The organism is Neisseria sp. HMSC061H08 (assembly GCF_001836795.1).
GTDB classification, from domain to species: Bacteria; Pseudomonadota; Gammaproteobacteria; order Burkholderiales; family Neisseriaceae; genus Neisseria; species Neisseria subflava_A.
Window position 1 is genome coordinate 96138 of sequence record NZ_KV830588.1, and the last position, 19353, is coordinate 115490.

Here is a 19353-nt window from a genome sequence, read left to right on the forward strand (position 1 = left end):
CACTCGTACTTTCTACGATTATCTTATTTTTTTGAATATTGGTTCATTCGTTGCAAGAGACGGCTCATTGCCAAGACAACCTCTTCAGGCAGGCTGACAACACGTTCACGCAACAAGCGCAGAAATTGTTCCAAACGTCCCCAATCTTCAACGCGTTCGTACAAATCAAACAAGATAATGTATAACTGCGATTCTTGAGGATACTGCAAAACAGCCTGTTCCAAAGTACCGATGGCCAAATCCAACTGACCATAGGCCAACAAAGATTCGACTTCTTTCACGGCTTCATCTGCAGGTGAAGAGCTCGCGCTGATGACTGAAGAGTCTTTTTGAACCAACTCACGATATTTGGCTTTCATCTGCAAAGAACTTGGCTGGATATAACCGCGTTTCAAGCCAATCTCTTTAATTTGCTGTTCAGACGGCCCTTTTTCCAAATCATCAAAAATTTCGTGATAACCAAGGCTATAACCCCAACCAAGCATACGTTCTTTTACTTGACGGCCATATTGACCCAAAGAGTGGTAAAGCTTCCACAGATGCTTGGCAAACTGCCCTACTTCTTCATTCTGATAATCCAGACGCAAGGCATCGATAATGAGACCAGCAGGCTTCGCAGAAGTTTGGATTGCTTTGTTGTATTGATGCAAAGCAGTCTCGTAGCTAATCTTGTCTTTCAGGATTTTTGCACTGCGTTCCGGTTTGGCAAAACCAATAACCGCACCCATCTCTTCAGGGCTGATTTCGCCAAAATCTTTCTTACCTAATACGATAGGCGCATGTTTGCCCATACCAGGAACGACAATGCGTTCAACCGAATCGCTCTCAAAAGCAATATGTTCGTAGGAAGCAACTTCCAAACCGCTTTGTTCGCCAATTTGACGGTCCACTTCCTGCATATTCCAACCGAGATAACGCTCGGCAAAAACACGCAGGCGCAGGTTAGTAGAGTCCAAAGCCAGACCGGCTTTCAGGTATTCGGCTACGCTGTCTTCTGAAAGTGAGGCACTATGACGCTCAAGCGTATCCGCCAGCATGTCGATATTACCGACTCGCAGATTCAAACCGATTAATTCATGAACCAGTTTTTCCGGAGCGCCGTCTTCCAAAGTATTGAGATAACCGGCCAAAGACTCTGCTGCTTTGCTCTCATAGCCAAACTGTTTATAAACCTGATATTCGGTCAACGGATCGACTTCTTGTGCGGAAACAGAAGCTGTTGCATCGTTTGAGCCGCTTCCACCCCATTCCCAGTCTTGATTATCCGCATTGGAAACTGTCTGGTTGACTTTCTCAATCCAGTCGTTTCCATCCTCAGAGGAGGCTGTATGAGCAGCAGATGTACGGCCGCTTTTTGATGCATGTGCGCTTTGTTTGTCTGAATTGTTACTTTGTTTATGACGAACAAAAACCAACACCAGCAAAAAAAGCACCAGCAAAAAAATAGTTAAAAGTTGATAGTTCAAGAACACCTCCCGGTCTTGTGCTGCAAACTGCATTTATTAACATCTGTTGCTTTACACGCAACTTCAACGTTATTAATTCCCCAAACAAATGATGATAACATGAACGCACCCATTTTTACATTAAAAACCCTACTCACATAAAGGACTTGATACCAATTTACAACTCAAACACACCGATGGATTCAACATGCGAGGTTTGTGCAAACATATTCATGATTCCTGCCGCCTTAAACTTATAGCCCTTATCAACCAAGACACCGGCATCTCGTGCAAATGTTGATGGATTACACGAAACATATACTATCTTCTGAGGCAAAAACGGTTTGCGTAGCGATTTGACAACAGCATAAGCTCCGTTTCTCGGCGGATCCAGCAACATCTTGTCAAATTGCCCCCACGACTCAACAGTCTTTTCATCGGTATCGAATAAGTCTGCAACAGAAAACATCATATTCTCGGCACAACGATTCAGTCGTGCATTTTCCCTTGCCCTATCGACCAAATAATCGGCACCTTCAATACCGACAACCGATGCGCCACTTTTTGCCAGCGGCAAACTAAAATTACCCAAACCGCAAAACAGATCAGCAATCCGTTCCCCTTTTTGAGGGTTTAAAAGCCTGACGGCCCTTGCCACCATCACTTCATTCAGCTGCGCATTAATCTGCGTAAAATCACCGGGTTTGTAAGGCATTTCCACATCAAATTGAGCAAAAGTATAGTTCAGGGTAGGCGCGTTCTCAGGGTAAAACGGCAAGGACTCGGCATGATCCTGCAGCCATATTTGCCATGCTTTTTCAGCACCCGACAATATCTTATCAAACCAATTACGCAATTCGCTTAATATTTGTCCAAACGGTTGATTTACGAAACGAATGTTGAGCACTGTCACATTTTTTCCGCAATAAAACTCAACAAATTTCACTTTTACACCGTCATCATGCAGCTTTTGCAGCAAATTGCGGACATCAGGCAATCTATCGGACACATGCTTAGGCAAAATATGGCAATGGCGGATATTGACGACATCATGGCTTTTTTGGGCCTGAAAACCGAGTTTCAGACGGCCTTGCTTATCCATCGAAACACTTAAACGTGCTCTATCGCGATAATACCAGGAGTAACCATATAAAGGGGGTAAAATTATTTCGGGCTTGACCTTACCTATCCGTTCCAACTGCTCTTCCAAAATCCGTTGCTTTAACGCAACTTGCGCTCCGAATGAAACATGTTGAAGCGAACAGCTGCCACATGTATCAAAATAGCAACAGGCTGGTTCGACACGTTCGGAAGAAGCCTTCAAAACCTTTTCAACTTGAGCCTCTGCAAACTGTTTTTTCTCTTTATGAATGGTAAACGTTACACGCTCCCCAGGCAGCGCACCGCCGATGAATACAGTCTTCCCATCGACTCTGGCAACACCCCTGCCCTCATAATCCAAAGAAAAAACTTCCGTCTCTTGATACTGTTCTTTCACACCCATACCGTTTCCGCCACTCAGCCGCTACCCGACCGTTTGACTGTCTTCCAATACCGAAAGCGCATATTTTCTCACAAAAACACAGAGTTTCAGGTATCATGCGCCAAAAACTTTCATTTCAAACCCTACAAAAAAGACGACATGAAAAAAATACTGTTCGGCCTGACCGCCGCCCTTTTAACTTCAGCCGCTGCTGCAAACACACTTATTCCAGACGTCTCCCCCGCCTCTTCCGGACAACACGTCGTTATCAATATTACGCAACAGCGTTTGTTCCTCTACGACAACGGCAAACTGAGCAAAATTTATCCTGTTGCCGTCGGCAAAGCCATGACCCAAACCACACTGGGCGAACACAAAATCGGCGCCAAAGCCTACAACCCGGTTTGGCACATCCCTAAATCCATCCAAAAAGAACGCAATGACGGCGTAAAAAGCGTACCGGCGGGCCCGAATAATCCGCTGGGTCCCGTATTTGTCCGTCTTGGCGACCCCAAATTAAGCCTGGGTATTCACGGCACCAATGCCCCTGCTAGCGTACCCGGCGTCCGCAGCCATGGTTGCGTGCGCATGAAATCGCCTGATGCATTGGAATTTGCCAAAACCATCGCAACAGGTTCTCCTGCCTCCGTTATCTACCAAATGGCGAGCCTGAACGAAGATGCCAACCAAAACTTATGGCTGGCTGCCTATCGTGACCCATACGACAAGAAAAACCTTGATACGGCTGCCCTGAAAAAAAGCATTGCCGCTTGGGCAAAAGCGCACGGTAAAACCATTCCTGCCGCGCGTGTGGATGCAATCCTGAAAGGACGCACCGGCGCAGCAAACTGTCTGACCTGCGCCAAAGGCGTGAAACTCAAATCGCCTTTGAAATCTTTGGCATGGACCAGCGGCACGGATGCTTACAGCAAACCTAAAGTCATGCCGAAACCGGCTCCTGCTAAAGATGTGGTATTGCCTCAAGGCACTGAAATCGAAGTTGATGCTACCGACGATACAAATAAGGCAGCATCCGAACCGAAACAAAGCGTTCGTCCGACTCCGGTGAAACCGGCAAAACCTGCTGTCAAACCAGCAACCACTCCGGCCGATGCTCCTGCTTCCGCACCTAAAGCCGCTTCCGAACCGGCTACTGCCCCTGCCTCTTCTCCTGTGAAAGATGCTCCGGCAAGCAGCGAACCGGCAGATTTGCTGTTCTAAGCAGAACAAAATACATAGCCAAAGGCCGTCTGAAACGAATTGTTCAGACGGCCTTTTCGTACAACTGGATATTGGAAATATTATGTCTCTCTTAATTCAGACGGCCTTTTTGCTTTCCAAATATTCTGACAAACCACGCTCGCGTAAAATACAGCTCGGACATTCATGACAACCACCGACCACACCGTTATAACAGGTATGCGTATGCTCGCGAATATAATCCAACACACCCATTTCATCCGTCAATGCCCAAGTTTGCGCTTTGGTTAAATACATCAAGGGCGTGTGGATTTGAAAAGCGTAATCCATAGCCAGATTCAGCGTAACATTCATCGACTTGACGAACACATCGCGACAGTCGGGATAACCGGAAAAATCGGTTTCGCACACGCCGGCAATGATATGGCGTATTCCCTGCCCTTTGGCGTAAATGGCGGCGTACAGCAAAAACAAAGCATTGCGTCCATCTACAAATGTATTGGGCAGGCCGTCTGAAGCTGTTTCAATGGATGCCGTATCATCCATCAAGGCATTATGCGTAATCTGTTGCATCAGGCTCAAATCGAGTACTGTCTGCTTCACGCCCAAATCTTGGGCAATCCAACGCGCGCGCTCCAATTCGATGGCGTGGCGTTGCCCATATTGAAAAGTGATGGCCTGCACATTTTCACGGCCATATGTTTGAATTGCCTGAATCAGGCAGGTTGTTGAATCCTGCCCGCCCGAAAAAATAACGAGGGCCTGCTGTTTTTCCATAGTAAATTCCTAGTTTTGTTAACGCGGGAGGTTTGCGAACCGCGTAATTCGAAGATTGACGGATTATAACGGATTTCGTCTATAATCACGGCACTTCATTTTCTTTTATATAGCATAATTATGAGCATCTACGCCCTGAAACCAAAATTTCAAAACCTGTTGCGCCCCATTGTTAAGCGACTGTATCAAAAAGGCATTACTGCCAATCAGGTTACCCTGTTTGCCTGCGCCGTTTCCATTTTGATCGGTTTGCTTTTAGCATTGTTTGCAGGTATATCCACATTATTCTGGCTTTTGCCGATCTGGTTGTTTGTCCGCATGGCGCTGAATGCGATGGATGGCATGTTGGCACGGGAGTTCGGCCATCAATCGGCATTAGGTGGTTATTTGAATGAAATCACCGATATTGCCGCCGATGCTGCTTTATACCTGCCTTTTGCCTTTATTACACCCTTCGGCGGCGTACAAATTGCCCTGTTTATTTGGCTGGCGGCAATGACTGAATTTTGCGGCGTTTTGGGACAAGTTCATGGCAACGGCCGTCGTTATGACGGGCCATTCGGCAAAAGCGATCGCGCATTCTTTATCGGCGCATTGGCAGTATGGTATGCAATTGCCGGCAGCTTCCATTCGCTTTTCTATATCCTTATGTGGCTGGCCTGCGCGGCATTGGTTTATACCTGCTACAAACGTGTCATCAATGGCTTGAAGGCCGTCTGAAACTTGTCCACGTTCTTGGGTTAATCATCATTGATTAGAGTATTCAAACCCATCAACCTGTTTTACTGAAAACAAAAAAGGCCGTCTGAAACCATAAACTATCGGTTTCAGACGGCCTTTTATCCATCAGCCAAGATAACTTACTGTTTACCCAGCTGACTGTAATCTACCAACATATACTTGGCAGTAATTTTCTGCGAAGCATTGCCTTCATCGCCCATCAAAATCATTTGAGGCTTGCCGTTAACGGTAATCGAATCGACGGCTTCAACGTTGGTAATGTGTTGCAGATTAGGCAAAGAGATTTTTTGCGGTTCATCGGTCGGATTACCGCTCCAAGTCCACAGTTGTGAGAATTTCTGTCCATTCTCATCCTTCACTTCATTGGCGATAACGTAGGTTTTCAACACAGGATCATAGTTGAGGGAACGGATACCGCCGCCATCAATATCAATCACGGCCACTTCATCAAACTCAGGTTTGGCATTACGCTCGAACACATCTTTCGGATTGCTGATAAACGCAACTAAAGCCATGTTGTTGAACTCAGGATCACGGAACCCCAAAACAAGACGTTTTTTCACCGGATCAAACGCCATGCCCTCAATATTGATTTCTTCAAAAGAAACCTCTGCCTTGGTTCGCTCGCGAATCAAATCATGCAGCTTGTGATCGGTTTCCAAAACTTGCGTCAGATTATCGTAGCTGGTCAGCCCCAACACATTGCCGTCTTGGATTTTAAAGCGCATCAGGTGTTCGCGGTCAGGCGAGCGGTTGCCTTTACGGGTGCGCGAGTGTGAAGTCAGCGCGTAGATAAAGCCTTCATCGTCACGAGCCAAAGCCTCCAAGTCGCTGAGACGGCGTTTGAAACCGGTAATCACGCGCGTATCCAATGCCTCGTCTTCCACAAATCTACCGGTTTTATCAATGCTGATGATACTGAACGCATGATTGGGTTCATCTTCCGCGATCAGCAACTTACCGTCCGGAAGCTGTTGTACGGCGGAAGGCTCAAATACGCCGTTAAACATATTGATACCCAGCGAACGCAACTCTGCCGCGTTGTTGGCCGGAGGCATCAGCAATGACGGCAATGTTTTTACGCCGATAAATGCCGCCAGCGAAGCCAGCAAGCCCCAGCGGAATACCGCGTAAGATAAGTTAATGTATTTGAACTGTTTATCCGCCAACAAACCGAGCCAGTAAAGATGGTCGCTCATCTTTTCATAGATTTGTTTACGATCGCCCATAATCTCCTGCATCATTTCCCAATATTGATCTTTTTGCAGTTTCACACGGTCTTCATAAATCAAAATATTGGGTTGGCTGCCGCCAAAAAAGCGCGTTTCGGTACTACTGAGGCGGGTTTTCAAATCCCGCAGTTTCGAACGGCCGCGGATGAAATCCTTAAACCATGTACGCGCCGCCTGCATTTTACCGATACGTTCCGGCGAAGCAGAAAGCAATGCAAACACGATAGATGCTGCGGCAGTAATCATAAACGTACTGGCCGGAATCAAAAATTCGGGCGACGATGAAAAAATAAACGCGCCCGAAATCATCAGCGCAGAAACAATAAAACCATTCAGCGAAATCATAATATTTGCTTTGGTTGCCGCCAGCGCCAACAATTCCATCTCCGAGCGTACGGCATTGCGGAACATGGTTTCCACGCCCTTATTCGTACCCAACAGATCAGACGCATTCAAATCCTCGGCTTTATTTTTTTTCTTTTTCGCCTTGTCTTTTTTGCGTTTGGCCTTCTTCTCGTTTTTTTCAGACGGCATTTCAGGATGTTCAACTACATCCTGACCTTCTACTGCTTCCTGAATTTCTACCGCGTCAGCCACAACCTCAACTTCGTTTTCAACAACACCGTTTTGCTTGTGATCCCACAAATCAACATCCTGTTGGGATTCTGCAGATGTGCCGTCGTTTAAAGGTTTGCCTTGGTCGCCCATCTGCTTCTGCCGGCCATTTTCCTTCCAATCATTCAAATCCATATCATGACTCCCAACATCAAACACTTTGAATTAAATGGAAAATAAAAAACATATTTAGTTCATTTATTTTAGGTAATTTACATGCCGCTTACATTCTTTAAATACCTAAATAGCAAACTGCCGCAGAACCCCAAAGTCCTGCGACAATCCGCCTTGCATCAAAATATTAATAGTCGATGCGTTCTTTAATAATTTTCAAATCAGGATAAGACAAAACAATGTCGTACTCACGACCATCTTTAAAAGCCTCGATATCCAACACAGGCTGGCCTCGACGGCTATCGGCTTCAACATCGTGAACTTGATAGCCGCGTTGCTCCAACATTTTTACGGCTTTAGCACGGTTTTGCTCGAAGTTTTTGTCGCTGTAGATTTTGTGTTCAATGTAATCGCTGGCACCGGCAGTAGCAGCAGACAAAGCAACGATGGCGGTCAATAAGAATTTTTTCATGTTTGATTTCCTTTTCAAATGTGTATTCGGGTTTCGATGGATGTATTAAAACACAGTAAAATTAGCAGTTAATTAGTGCTTGGTTAAACGCAGTAAAGGCCGTCTGAAAACTGTTCAGACAGCCTTTAACCTTAATTATCAAATTTCAAACGTATTGCCCAAGTGTAAATCCGGAGAGTTAGAAACAATGAAAAGCCTGCAGCGAATATTCACCCAACAAACGGACAAATCATGAACAAATTTTGCGAAATCACCTTTTGCCAACAAATCGGCAGCAACAAACAGCACAACCAAGATGCCCTTTTTAACGGCGAACAAGTGTTTCAATATAAACTCAAAACCGCTGAAACACGTCTTGAAACCCGTCCACGCTTTATCATCGGGATAGCCGACGGCATTTCCAATAGCAATCGTCCCGAAAAAGCCAGCAAATCAGCCATGCACCTATTAAGCCATACAACCAAACTCAGCCGTCAAACCATCAATCATGTACAAACCGCTTTATCTAAAGAGTTGGCAGAGGATTATTTTGGTTCCTCAACCACTTTTGTTGCCGCCGAAATCGACCAAACCACCGGCAAAACCGAAATCATCAGCGTAGGCGACAGCCGCGCCTATTTGATTGATACACAAGGAAAATGGAAGCAACTGACCCAAGATCACTCGATACTCTCCGAATTGCTGGATGGTTTGTCGGATAAAAAAGAAGAAGGGTTTGCCACCATATATGGCGGCGTTTCTTCTTATCTAGTAGCAGATTATTCCGATTTCCAAGACAAAATGTGCCATGTCGAGCTTACGCTTAAAGCAGGAGAAAGCCTGCTGCTTTGTTCAGACGGCCTAAGCGACGCTCTTTCAGAAGAAATAAGAGAAAAAATTTGGCAACAATATGATAACGATAAGTCCCGTCTGACTGTATTTCGTAAATTAATTGCGAAACAAAGAGTTTATGATGATATGTCGGTAGTAGTTTGCCGATTGTAGTCTATAATGTTTACCTATTTTTCATACTAAGGGGTATCTATATGAGCATAGAAAAAGCAGAAATACTCAAGATTGATGACATATTTAAATTAAATTTGAGTATCCCTAATTATCAAAGACCATACAAATGGACAATTAAAAATGTACAACAATTAATCGATGACCTGCTCCAAAATTTTAGAGAGGGGAAAAAAATATATCGCATCGGCACAATTGTTTTAAATAAGGATAAAGACTGTTCTGAAATATCTGAAATAGTAGATGGCCAACAACGGCTTATTACACTCTCGTTATTGCTTCATAAACTGGGGAAGGATGATGTGTCTCTTTTAGAAGAAAAACTGAATCATAGCATCAGCAAAAATAATATTACAACGAACTATAATTTTCTCAAAAACTATAATTTCACAAATAAATTTAAGGATTATCTCCTTAACAGGTGTGAAATGGTTTGTATCGAATTAGATGACTTAGATGAGGCTTTTCAATTTTTTGATTCACAAAATGCCAGAGGCAAACCTTTAGAATCTTATGACCTCTTAAAAGCTTATCATTTAAGAGACATGAGAGATAAAGACGAGAAGGTCATTCACCAATGTGTCGAACGCTGGGAAAAATCTGCAATGTCTAACGATATAAATAATTTAGATAAAATTATCAACTATATCTTATTTAGACTTCGCCGCTGGCATTATAAAGAGAATGCAGAAATATTTACATCAGATGAATTAGATACATTTAAAGGCGTTCATGAAAAAGTTGATTATCCTTACTTACATGGAATATTAGCTACTCATGCCATACAAAAATTATCACATGAAAATCCATTTTTATATCGATCGATATCAGCATTTCAAGCCACACAAGTGCTAATTAATGGAAAATATTTCTTTGATTACATTGAAAATTATACGGCCATCTATGAAAAACTATTTAAAGAAAAGGATGGGTTGTTAGATAAAATTCATTCTATTAATGGAATTGATTTAGAAAAAGGAGTAATGGCTTTTTTAAACAATCATAAATACAGTTATCGAACTGGTGATAAATACATTAGAAATTTATTTGAATGTACCGTATTGTTATACTTTGATAAATTTGGAGCAAGCCATTTTGAAGAATTTATAACAAAAGCTTTTCTATGGGCTTATCGTACTCGGGTAGAATCTCAGCGTATTACCTTTAAGACCATTGAAAATAAAGTTCATGATATAGCTGGATTAATTTCTTATATTGAAAAATCCATTACCCCCGAACAAGTCATGCGTTTTATTCAACAAACCGAAAAAGTCAATTTTTCAAAACATGTAGATCCTAAAATAAAAGAGATTTTGGAAATTAAAGATGAAAACAAATAATAATTACGTAAAAACATTAACCATAAATGAATTATTGAATAAAGACAGATATATTATTCCTATTTATCAACGTAATTACGCATGGGGAGATGATGAAATCAGCCTTCTTATCCAAGACCTATGGAATGCATATGAGAAAAATGAGAAAAATAAGAATAATTATTATATTGGCAGCTTAGTCATTTATAAAAGAGGAAATGGAGATTTAGAAGTCATAGACGGACAACAACGATTGACCACACTGACTTTAATCATGCACTACTTAAAATCAATGCACTACTTAAAATCAGATACCTTTGTTAGAAATGTATACTTTGAGCATAGAAATGACTCCGACTATGCCTTAGGACATCTTGACTCTGACTCCATACCTGATATTTTTAAAAATGCTTTAAAATCAATAAAAAAATATTGGGAAACTGAGAGAACAGAAAAAGAAGGAAGGTGTTTGGCAGAGTTCTTACAAGAAAACGTTAAAATTATTAGAACCGAAGTACCCAAAGACACCGACCTCAATCATTACTTTGAAATTATGAATACGCGGGGAGAGCAATTAGAAAAACATGAGATTATCAAGGCTACTTTGATGAAGGTTTTAGACACAGATAGTGAGCGCTCTATTTTTGCCAAAATTTGGGATGCGTGTTCTGACATGAGCCGATATGTTGTAATGGGAATTAACCCTTCACTTAGAGAAAATATTTTTGGCAAGAATTGGGAAAATACTATCCCAACAAAATTTAATGAAATTATTGAGAATATTGCTGATGCAGAAAAGACTCAACATTCAGATACCGGCCCCGCAAATGAAGAACAATCAATTCTTCAATTAATAATAGACGATAAGGAGCATCCCCACCCTTCACAGGAAAAAGAAAACGGGCTGACAGATGGGCGTTTTAATTCTGTTATTGATTTCCCTAACTTCTTAATGCATATCTTGAAAATTTATCTAGAAAAATTTCCTACCGGCATTAACAAAGTTACCTTTAAAAAGATTTCTCTGGATGAAAAAGAACTTTGGCATGCTTTTGACAATGAAGACTGGAACAAAGAAAAGATCGTAAATTTCATAGATACATTGCTATCTTGTCGGTATTTATTTGATAAATATATTATTAAATCAAACTCTTTACGCTCAGAAAATGAGCATTGGTCTTTATGGGAAATTAAAAAAGAAGAATCAAAGAATTATTCCTATAAAAATGTTTTTGGTATCGACAATGGCAATTCCACTGATACTGAAGAAACCAATGACAAAACTAAGAACGCAATAATGTTGCTTTCTATGTTTCATGTTTCTAATCCATCCCGAATATATAAAAACTGGCTATATGCTACATTGCGTTGGTTATTCGAGAATAAGAAAAGTATTACTCAAGAAACATATATTCAGTTTCTTGAAAATCTTTGCGATAAATTTTATTTTGAAAACAACTGCAATGGAAACAGGGATTTTATGAAAATTATCTTAAATGATAATTACACCATCTCTTCAGTACATAAGACTTGGAATGATGGAGTAAACGTCCCAAATTTTGTATTTAATCGATTGGATTATCAATTATGGAAATATCCGGAAAAAGTAGAAGACTTTTCAGACAAGAAACAATCTATCTGGAAAAATTTTAGATTTAGTTTTAGAAGCTCGGTTGAGCACCATTACCCACAAAATCCCTCTCAAGATTCTCGCCTAGATAAATTAGATACAAATGTCTTAGATAATTTTGGCAATCTTTATTTGTTATCTCAAAGTAAAAATTCCCGTTTAAGTAATTTACCTCCAAATTTGAAACGGCAGTATTACGAAAAAGAGGTTGCTTATGATAGTTTGAAACAAGCCATTATGATGAATTATCCAAACTGGACAGAAAGTGAGATAAAAGATCATGAGGAAAAAATGCTAAAAATCTTAAACGAACCACTGACTGACTCATCGTATCAACCATAATCGGCACTTAACACATCTCTTCGTCCGTCTATCGGATAATCATTGCATTTATTCGATATGTCATGATACTGTTCAAAAAATATGACTATTAGGAGTTTCTCATGTCCGAACAACAAAAATTCTTTTCTACCCAAGACGGGACTTCGCTTTTCTACCGCTATCGCCCTGCTGCCGATGGTTCTTTCGATAAAGCCATTGTGCTGTTTCATCGCGGGCATGAGCATTCCGGCCGGATGATGTTTGTGGCGGATGAGTTGGGTTTTGATGATTTTTCCTATTTTGCTTGGGATGCGCGCGGTCATGGTTACAGCCCTGGTGAACGTGGCGATAGTCCGAGTATTGGCACTTCGGTTGCTGATGTAGATGATTTTATCCGACACATTCAAAGCGAATACGGCATCAAACCTGAAAACATCTGCGTGATTGCGCAAAGTGTCGGTGCGGTATTGATTTCTACTTGGTTGCACGATTACGCACCGAAAATCCGTTGCGCCGTATTGGCTTCGCCTGCGTTCAAAGTCAAACTCTATGTTCCGTTTGCACGTACTGGTTTGAAACTCATGCAAAAGTGGCGTGGCAATTTCTTTGTCAACAGCTACGTCAAAGCCCACTATCTGACCCACAATGTCGAACGTCAAAAAAGCTACGACAATGACCCGCTGATTGCCCGCGCCATTTCTGTGCGCATCCTGCTGGGTTTATATGAAGCGGCCGAACGCGTCGTTGCCGATGCACAAGCGATTACTACGCCTGTACAACTGTTGATTTCAGGCAGCGATTGGGTCGTTCATCACAAACCACAACACGATTTCTACAACCGTTTGGGCAGCCATATTAAAGAGCGCCATATCCTGCCCGGTTTTTACCACGATACTTTAGGCGAGCAAAACCGTGAAATTGCGTTTGTAGAAATGCGCCGTTTTATCCGCGAGCGTTTCAACCAACCTTTGCAACCAGTTGATTTAACCCAAGCCCATTTGCACAGCGACAGCCGCCGCGAAGCTGACGAACTGGCTACGCCTTTGCCTATTTGTTCGCCACGCGGTGCATTTTGGGCAATATATCGAGCCTCGCTCAAACTGGGTGCGCGCTGGAGCGAAGGCTTAAGAATCGGTCAAGAAACAGGTTTTGATTCAGGCAGCACGCTGGATTACGTCTACCGCAATCAACCGCAAGGCAGTAACGCTTTCGGCGTATGGGTGGACAAATACTATCTCAACGCCATCGGCTGGCGCGGCATCCGCCAACGCAAAGTCAATATCGGCAAAGCCATTCAGACGGCCTCAGCCAAACTGCGTGAAGCAGGGAAACCTGTACACGTTTTGGATATTGCGTCCGGTCATGGCCGCTATGTATTGGATGCCCTGACTTCCGACACATTGCCTGATTCCGTACGCTTGCGCGATTACAGCCCGATTAATGTCGAAGCCGGTCGCAAGCTGATTGCCGAGCGCGGCTTGCAAAACACGGTAACCTTCAATGAAGTCAATGCCTACGACCGCGCCAATTATCACGATTTGCAACCGCGTCCAACGCTGGGCATTGTTTCCGGCCTACATGAATTGTTTGCCGACAATGATTTGATTTTGAACTCGCTCTACGGCTTCGGCGAGGCCATTGAAACCGGTGGCTACCTGATCTATACCGGCCAGCCGTGGCATCCGCAACTGGAAATGATTGCCCGCGCCCTGACCAGCCACAAAGCAGGCAGCCCAAACTGGGTAATGCGCCGCCGCAGTCAACAGGAAATGGATCAGCTGGTTGAAAAAGCCGGTTTTGAAAAAATCCATCAATGGATAGACGAAGACGGTATTTTCACCGTGAGCTTGGCAGTGAAGAAATAAAAATAAAGGCCGTCTGAACAAATTTTTAACTTTCAGACGGCCTCAATGATGCTTAAATCTTTCGCTTTGAATTAAAGAGTGATGTAAACAGATTCGTCGTTTTTCACGATGAAGTAGTTATATCTTCAGAAGTAGTGTAGGTATTTCTATCGATATAACTGCTAAATGTGAGTTTTATTCGGTATTACTTCACAAAGTAAAAAAGTGATTTTTGGAATAGACTATCCAGAGACATCCTTGCATCACTTTTAAAAAGTAGAACATATATCTTACCTACTCCGAAAAAATATACGATATACCAATTCTAGGGAGCGCTTGCTCGAATTTCAATAAGTTGAAATCCCATAATGATAAAGTTACTTACATTACTGCTTGTTTCCACATTTTCAGTTGTCTGCCATGCTGCTGCGGTTGACTGGACACCGTTATTGCAATCTATGAAGCGAGATTGTGCTTTTGATTTGGAAGCCCTGCCCTATGAAAAGTCTGAAATAGGCAGACTACCTACGAAATACCGTACATCCGTTTTCCGTAGCCATAACAAGCAGACGGCATCAGGAAGTGAAGTATTAACTATTGAATTGAAAAATTCTGTTGCTTTCGGACAACCCTTATCTGCTTTGACCATCGAATCCAATGAAGGATATGGCTACATCAAAATGAAATTTTCCAAAAATGCTGATGTGCCTAAGCTTATTGCTTTATTTACAACACCGATCAATAGACAACGCAGGATATTGGCAGCAGGCAAGGTGCAGAATTTTTGTATCAAAGGCGCACACGGCACGTTGAAACAATACCAATCTTCACCTCATCACTGGCGTGTTGTTTCTTCTGATGGCCCATAGCAGGAATTCCATTACCACTCAAAAGAAAACGCTTTATCTTGCCTGCGTTCCGACCATTATGGCGATGAATTGCAATGTTCTAAATGAAAACATGAAACCCACCCTCAAAACCTCCCTACTCAAGCTGATTTCAGTCGGTATCCTGTTCTACACCAGCTACGGTCTGTCCAATCATTACGCGGCATCGCTGGACTATGTGCCTGAAATCGCTTTTGCATGGGAGCGCAATATTCCGTTTTGGGCATGGACGATTGTGCCTTATTGGTCGCTAAACCTGATGTATGCCGCGGCATTTTTCCTTTGCCGTGATACACATGAACAAAACCGATATGTAGCGCACCTTGTAGCTGCCCAACTGATTGCAACTCTTTGCTTCGTGCTGTTTCCGCTGCGTTTCGGGTGGTCCAAACCGCCTGCCGATGGGCTGTCGGGCTGGCTGTTTGATTCATTGGCTGCGTTTGATTTGCCGTACAACCAAGCGCCATCTTTGCATATTGCGTTGGCAATTATCGTGGGGGCATTTTATTGGGCGCGTTTTCCAAAAATCCGCCTGCCGCTTTTCTTATGGCAAAGCCTGATTGCTTTGTCGGTATTGACGACTTATCAACATCATTTTATTGACGTGCCAACCGGAGCATTGCTCGGCTGGCTGGTGTTGTGGGCTTTTCCGCGTCAGATGGCTTCGCCGTTAAAAATGGGCTTGAGTCATGCACGCTCACGAAAGATTGCACTGCTGTATTTACTTGGCGCGTGTTTGATGGCTTTACCTGCGCTGCTGGGTGGTGTGTGGCTGTGGTTGATATGGATGAGCGTGTCTTTGATGATGGTGGCTTTTGCCTATTTGACAGGAAATACAAACGTATTCCAAAAACAGGCTAACGGTAAATTATCGGCAGCAACGACGGTTTTGCTGTTGCCTTATCTGGTGGGCGTACGGCTAAACATGGCGTATTGGTTACGCGGTAAAGCGAAAACGGTACCAGTCCACCATGATGTATGGATTGGCAGCGTTTTAGGGATTTCAAACCATCAGCCTGCGGTATTGGATGTATGCGCCGAATATCCCTGCCGTAGCCATCAGGGAGCATATCGTGCTCTGCCTTTACTGGATATGGTAACGCCGTCTGAAAACGATTTGGTTCAGACGGCCTTGATATTGGAAACCTTGCGCCAAAAACACGGTAAAGTATTGGTATGTTGCGCTTTGGGTTATGGAAGAAGTGCCGCAGTGGTGCTGACGTGGCTGCTGGCCTATGGTGGCTGCAAAGACTTGGCGCAAGCGAAGGCCGAACTCAAACAGGCTCGGCCGCAAATGGTATTATCGCCGGCCACTGCCCAGGCAGTCGAAGCTGCGGCCAACCGTTTAAAACAAGGATAATGATGGACAACGCAACCGACAGCCGTATTACTGCCCACCTACTCTCTACCGCACATTATGTTGCCGCCTGCAACGCCTTGCTGCTCGCCTTGTCGGCAAAATATGGCGGTGCATGGTTTGCGGTACAACTTGTCTTGGCAGCGGTTTTGTTGTACTGCCATATCCGCGTTCACTTCGATCGCCGCGTGTTCCAAGACTTTGCCGACAACTGCTACTCGCCTGAAGACTTCGACCACGCCTTACAGCAAAACGGTTTGCGTCAAATTTCAGGCAACCGTACTTTGACCCAACGGATAAACGGCGCACTTTCCTTATGGCGCAAATGCTTATACCTGACCGCCGCCCAATTTTTAATTTTGCTTATCCAAAGCATTTGATTATTTTGCTGATTTACTCAAATCGAATCCTTAGCGGTATCTCACTCCCAAAGGCAGAAACAATGAAAAACTTTCTCAAAAAACAACTTGCCTGGCTAACCGACCAAGCCTTGTGTCTGTCGGTCTCTTTTCTTACGGGCGTACGTCCTAAAAGTCCGCGCGAGCTGACATTCAATCAGCACCAAAAAGTCTATTACGCCAATCACGGCAGCCATGGTGATTTTGTGTTGGTGTGGATTTCTCTGCCCCGCCGCTGGCGCTTGTCCACGCGCCCTGTCGCCGGTTCGGATTACTGGCTGACAAGCAAACTCAAACGCTTCATCATTCAAAACGTTTTCAATGCCTTGCTGATTCCGCGCCATAGCGATAATCCGCAAGCGATTACCGAACAGATGAAAGACGCGCTGAACGCAGGCGACTCCTTGATTATTTTCCCTGAAGGCACGCGTAACACTGACGACAACACCATCCTGTTGCCGTTCAAGTCCGGCATTTATCATCTGGCGAAAAGCAAACCCAATACCGAATTTGTGCCGATTTGGATAGACAACATCAGCCGCGTACTACCCAAAGGCAAAATCCTGCCTATCCCGCTTTTGTGTGAAGTTCATATCGGACAGCCGCTTACCTTGCAGGAAAACGAAGACAAAGACAGTTTTTTGACACGCAGCCGTGAAGCGCTACTGGCACTCAGACCGTCTGAAAACGACCGCAGCGATCTTCGTCAAAATGAATCCGAAATTCATCAAAACACAGGAGGACAAGCATGAGCCTTTCTACGACTTCCCAACAAATCATTGTCGAACAAGCCACCGCTCATCTGACTCCGCAAGCCGGCTATATTTTTGTCGGCGTGTTTGCCGTATTGTGTTTTGCCAGCATCATCGGACAATGGCTCAAGCGCAAAAACGGCGCAGATAATGCCACCATCGCCAACCTCAACGCCCGCATTTACGCATGGTGGCTGATGACGCTGGTGTTGCTGGGTGCGTTTTGGTTCGGCAAAATCGGGACGGTTATACTGTTTTTCCTGATTTCATTTGCCGCACTGCGCGAATTTATGACCCTCGTCTATCGCCGCCGCAGCGACTATTACAGCATGGTGGTCTGCTTTTACCTGCTGCTGCCGGTGCAATACTATTTCGTCTATGACGGCTGGTATGGCATGTTCAGCATTTTTATTCCGGTTTACGGCTTTTTGATACTGCCGATTATTGCCAGCCTCAGCGGCCAAACCGCGCATTTTTTGGAACGTGCCGCCAAAACACAATGGATGGCGATGATTTGCATCTTCTGTCTGTCCCATGTTCCGGCGCTGATGTTTCTGGACCTGGACGGCTTCAATAACGGCAACAATATCCTGTTGCTGATCTTCCTGATTGGCGTGGTGCAAGTATCGGATGTGTTGCAATACGTTTGGGGCAAACTGATTGGAGGTGCAAAAATCATGCCTTCGCTTTCCCCGTCCAAAACCATTTCCGGCACTGTCGGCGGTATTTTGTCGGCTACTGCCATTGCCGCGTTGATGGCACCGATTACGCCGTTCTCCCACAGCCAAGCGGCCGTTATCGGCTTTATCGTCTGCCTGATGGGCTTCTTTGGCGGCCTGGTTATGTCTGCCATCAAACGCGATTACGGTGTCAAAGACTGGGGCAATATGATACGCGGCCACGGCGGTATGCTTGACCGCGTGGATTCAATCTGTTTTGCCGCACCCGTGTTTTTCCACATCACCCGTTATTTCTGGAACGGCTAAACTTCAGGCCGTCTGAAAGCTGTTTTTCAGACGGCCTTGAATGTATGAAACTGCCAACCCTGCCGATTCGTTATACAATACGCGACCATTGTTATTACATACAACAACATGAATAAACCTTCTCCAATCTTTCCCATTTTTCTTGCTACGATTATCTTCGCGCTCATTGTTTGGTCAGGCATCAATCCCCATGACCGCGAGGTCTGGTACGCCGAAATCATCCCCGTAGCATCCGTATTCTTCCTTCTGGTTGCCACCTACCGCATTTTCCGCTTCAGCAACCTGGCCTACTTATTCATGAGTTTCTGGCTGATCATGCATTCCATCGGTGCATACTATACTTTTGCCGATGTGCCATTTGAATCCATCAACCGCTTTTTTGAACCGATTTTGGGCGAAAACCGCAATCATTACGACCGTATTGCCCATTACATCATCGGCTTTTATGCCTACCCGATGGCTGAGTGGCTGCTGCGCCGCAAACTCTGCTCTTGGCCGCTGGCTTTGTTTTTCTCCCTGTTCTTCATTATGAGCGTGGCTGCTGCCTATGAAATCATCGAATGGCAATATGCCGTCATCGACGGCGGAGAAGCCGGACTGGAATTTTTGGGTTCTCAAGGCGATATTTGGGACGCGCAAAAAGACATGCTTGCCGATACTTTGGGCGCATTAACCTCGCTGTTTATTTTTGTGTTTACCCGCCCCGATAAACGTTTGGGTTCCTCTTAAATATATCTCTTTAAAATAAAAGGCCGTCTGAAAAAGATTTTCAGACGGC

Annotated in this window: 17 protein-coding genes and 1 riboswitch; of the genes, 12 read left to right on the forward strand and 5 right to left on the reverse strand. The window is 44.0% G+C overall.

What is annotated here, in order from left to right; all coding sequences use genetic code 11:
- Positions 1–23: 23 nt before the first annotated feature.
- Both HMPREF2675_RS09460 and rlmD read right to left on the reverse strand, forming a co-directional pair.
- The gene (locus HMPREF2675_RS09460; RefSeq protein WP_070814871.1) at positions 24–1499 is read right to left on the reverse strand and encodes a 23S rRNA methyltransferase; all 1476 of its coding nucleotides are present in this window, start codon (positions 1497–1499) and stop codon (positions 24–26) included.
- A gap of 124 nt (positions 1500–1623) precedes the next feature.
- Positions 1624–2949: a 23S rRNA (uracil(1939)-C(5))-methyltransferase RlmD gene (gene rlmD, locus HMPREF2675_RS09465; protein WP_070814873.1), complete on the reverse strand. Its 1326-nt coding sequence runs from the start codon at positions 2947–2949 to the stop codon at positions 1624–1626.
- A gap of 138 nt (positions 2950–3087) precedes the next feature.
- Between rlmD and HMPREF2675_RS09470 the strand changes: the two genes are divergently transcribed.
- The gene (locus tag HMPREF2675_RS09470; protein WP_070814874.1) at positions 3088–4149 is read left to right on the forward strand and encodes a L,D-transpeptidase; all 1062 of its coding nucleotides are present in this window, start codon (positions 3088–3090) and stop codon (positions 4147–4149) included.
- A gap of 96 nt (positions 4150–4245) precedes the next feature.
- On the opposite strand, the gene queC is transcribed toward HMPREF2675_RS09470, so the two are convergent.
- On the reverse strand, positions 4246–4905 hold the full coding sequence (queC, locus tag HMPREF2675_RS09475) for a 7-cyano-7-deazaguanine synthase QueC (protein ID WP_070814876.1): 660 nt from the start codon (positions 4903–4905) through the stop codon (positions 4246–4248).
- Positions 4906–4908: 3 nt separating this feature from the next.
- Positions 4909–4954, reverse strand: a riboswitch (PreQ1 riboswitch).
- A 71-nt stretch (positions 4955–5025) separates the two neighbouring features.
- Between queC and HMPREF2675_RS09480 the strand changes: the two genes are divergently transcribed.
- Positions 5026–5625: a CDP-alcohol phosphatidyltransferase family protein gene (locus tag HMPREF2675_RS09480; protein WP_070814878.1), complete on the forward strand. Its 600-nt coding sequence runs from the start codon at positions 5026–5028 to the stop codon at positions 5623–5625.
- 140 nt (positions 5626–5765) lie between these two features.
- On the opposite strand, the gene HMPREF2675_RS09485 is transcribed toward HMPREF2675_RS09480, so the two are convergent.
- Complete coding sequence (locus tag HMPREF2675_RS09485) at positions 5766–7628, reverse strand: Pycsar system effector family protein (protein WP_070814879.1); 1863 nt, start codon at positions 7626–7628, stop codon at positions 5766–5768.
- A 166-nt stretch (positions 7629–7794) separates the two neighbouring features.
- Positions 7795–8079, reverse strand: coding sequence for a PepSY domain-containing protein (locus HMPREF2675_RS09490; RefSeq protein WP_003684382.1), 285 nt, complete (start codon positions 8077–8079; stop codon positions 7795–7797).
- Between the two features lie 231 nt (positions 8080–8310).
- Here HMPREF2675_RS09490 and HMPREF2675_RS09495 point away from each other — a divergent pair, with 231 nt between their 5' ends.
- From HMPREF2675_RS09495 to HMPREF2675_RS09540, 10 genes are all read left to right on the forward strand, one after another.
- Positions 8311–9063 carry a PP2C family protein-serine/threonine phosphatase gene (locus tag HMPREF2675_RS09495; RefSeq protein ID WP_070814881.1) on the forward strand — a complete coding sequence of 251 codons (753 nt, stop codon included), beginning with the start codon at positions 8311–8313 and terminating at the stop codon, positions 9061–9063.
- Positions 9064–9104: 41 nt separating this feature from the next.
- Positions 9105–10421, forward strand: coding sequence for a DUF262 domain-containing protein (locus tag HMPREF2675_RS09500; protein WP_070814883.1), 1317 nt, complete (start codon positions 9105–9107; stop codon positions 10419–10421).
- Positions 10408–12372 (forward strand): DUF262 domain-containing protein, encoded by a 1965-nt coding sequence (locus tag HMPREF2675_RS09505; RefSeq protein ID WP_070814884.1) that lies wholly within the window; start codon positions 10408–10410, stop codon positions 12370–12372. The genes HMPREF2675_RS09500 and HMPREF2675_RS09505 overlap by 14 nt, the downstream gene beginning before the upstream one ends.
- A 101-nt stretch (positions 12373–12473) precedes the next feature.
- Complete coding sequence (locus tag HMPREF2675_RS09510; protein WP_070814886.1) at positions 12474–14216, forward strand: bifunctional alpha/beta hydrolase/class I SAM-dependent methyltransferase; 1743 nt, start codon at positions 12474–12476, stop codon at positions 14214–14216.
- Positions 14217–14563: 347 nt separating this feature from the next.
- On the forward strand, positions 14564–15064 hold the full coding sequence (locus HMPREF2675_RS09515) for a hypothetical protein (protein ID WP_283127823.1): 501 nt from the start codon (positions 14564–14566) through the stop codon (positions 15062–15064).
- A gap of 91 nt (positions 15065–15155) precedes the next feature.
- A complete protein-coding gene (locus HMPREF2675_RS09520) occupies positions 15156–16442 on the forward strand; it encodes a phosphatase PAP2/dual specificity phosphatase family protein (protein ID WP_210399858.1) in 1287 nt (428 codons plus the stop codon).
- 2 nt (positions 16443–16444) lie between these two features.
- Positions 16445–16819: a hypothetical protein gene (locus HMPREF2675_RS09525; RefSeq protein WP_070814888.1), complete on the forward strand. Its 375-nt coding sequence runs from the start codon at positions 16445–16447 to the stop codon at positions 16817–16819.
- Positions 16820–16881: 62 nt separating this feature from the next.
- Complete coding sequence (locus HMPREF2675_RS09530) at positions 16882–17589, forward strand: lysophospholipid acyltransferase family protein (protein ID WP_070814890.1); 708 nt, start codon at positions 16882–16884, stop codon at positions 17587–17589.
- Positions 17586–18575 carry a phosphatidate cytidylyltransferase gene (locus HMPREF2675_RS09535; RefSeq protein ID WP_070814892.1) on the forward strand — a complete coding sequence of 330 codons (990 nt, stop codon included), beginning with the start codon at positions 17586–17588 and terminating at the stop codon, positions 18573–18575. Before HMPREF2675_RS09530 ends, HMPREF2675_RS09535 begins: the two co-directional genes overlap by 4 nt.
- A 108-nt stretch (positions 18576–18683) precedes the next feature.
- Positions 18684–19304, forward strand: a complete 621-nt coding sequence (locus HMPREF2675_RS09540; protein WP_070814893.1) for a DUF2238 domain-containing protein — start codon at positions 18684–18686, stop codon at positions 19302–19304.
- Positions 19305–19353: the final 49 nt, after the last annotated feature.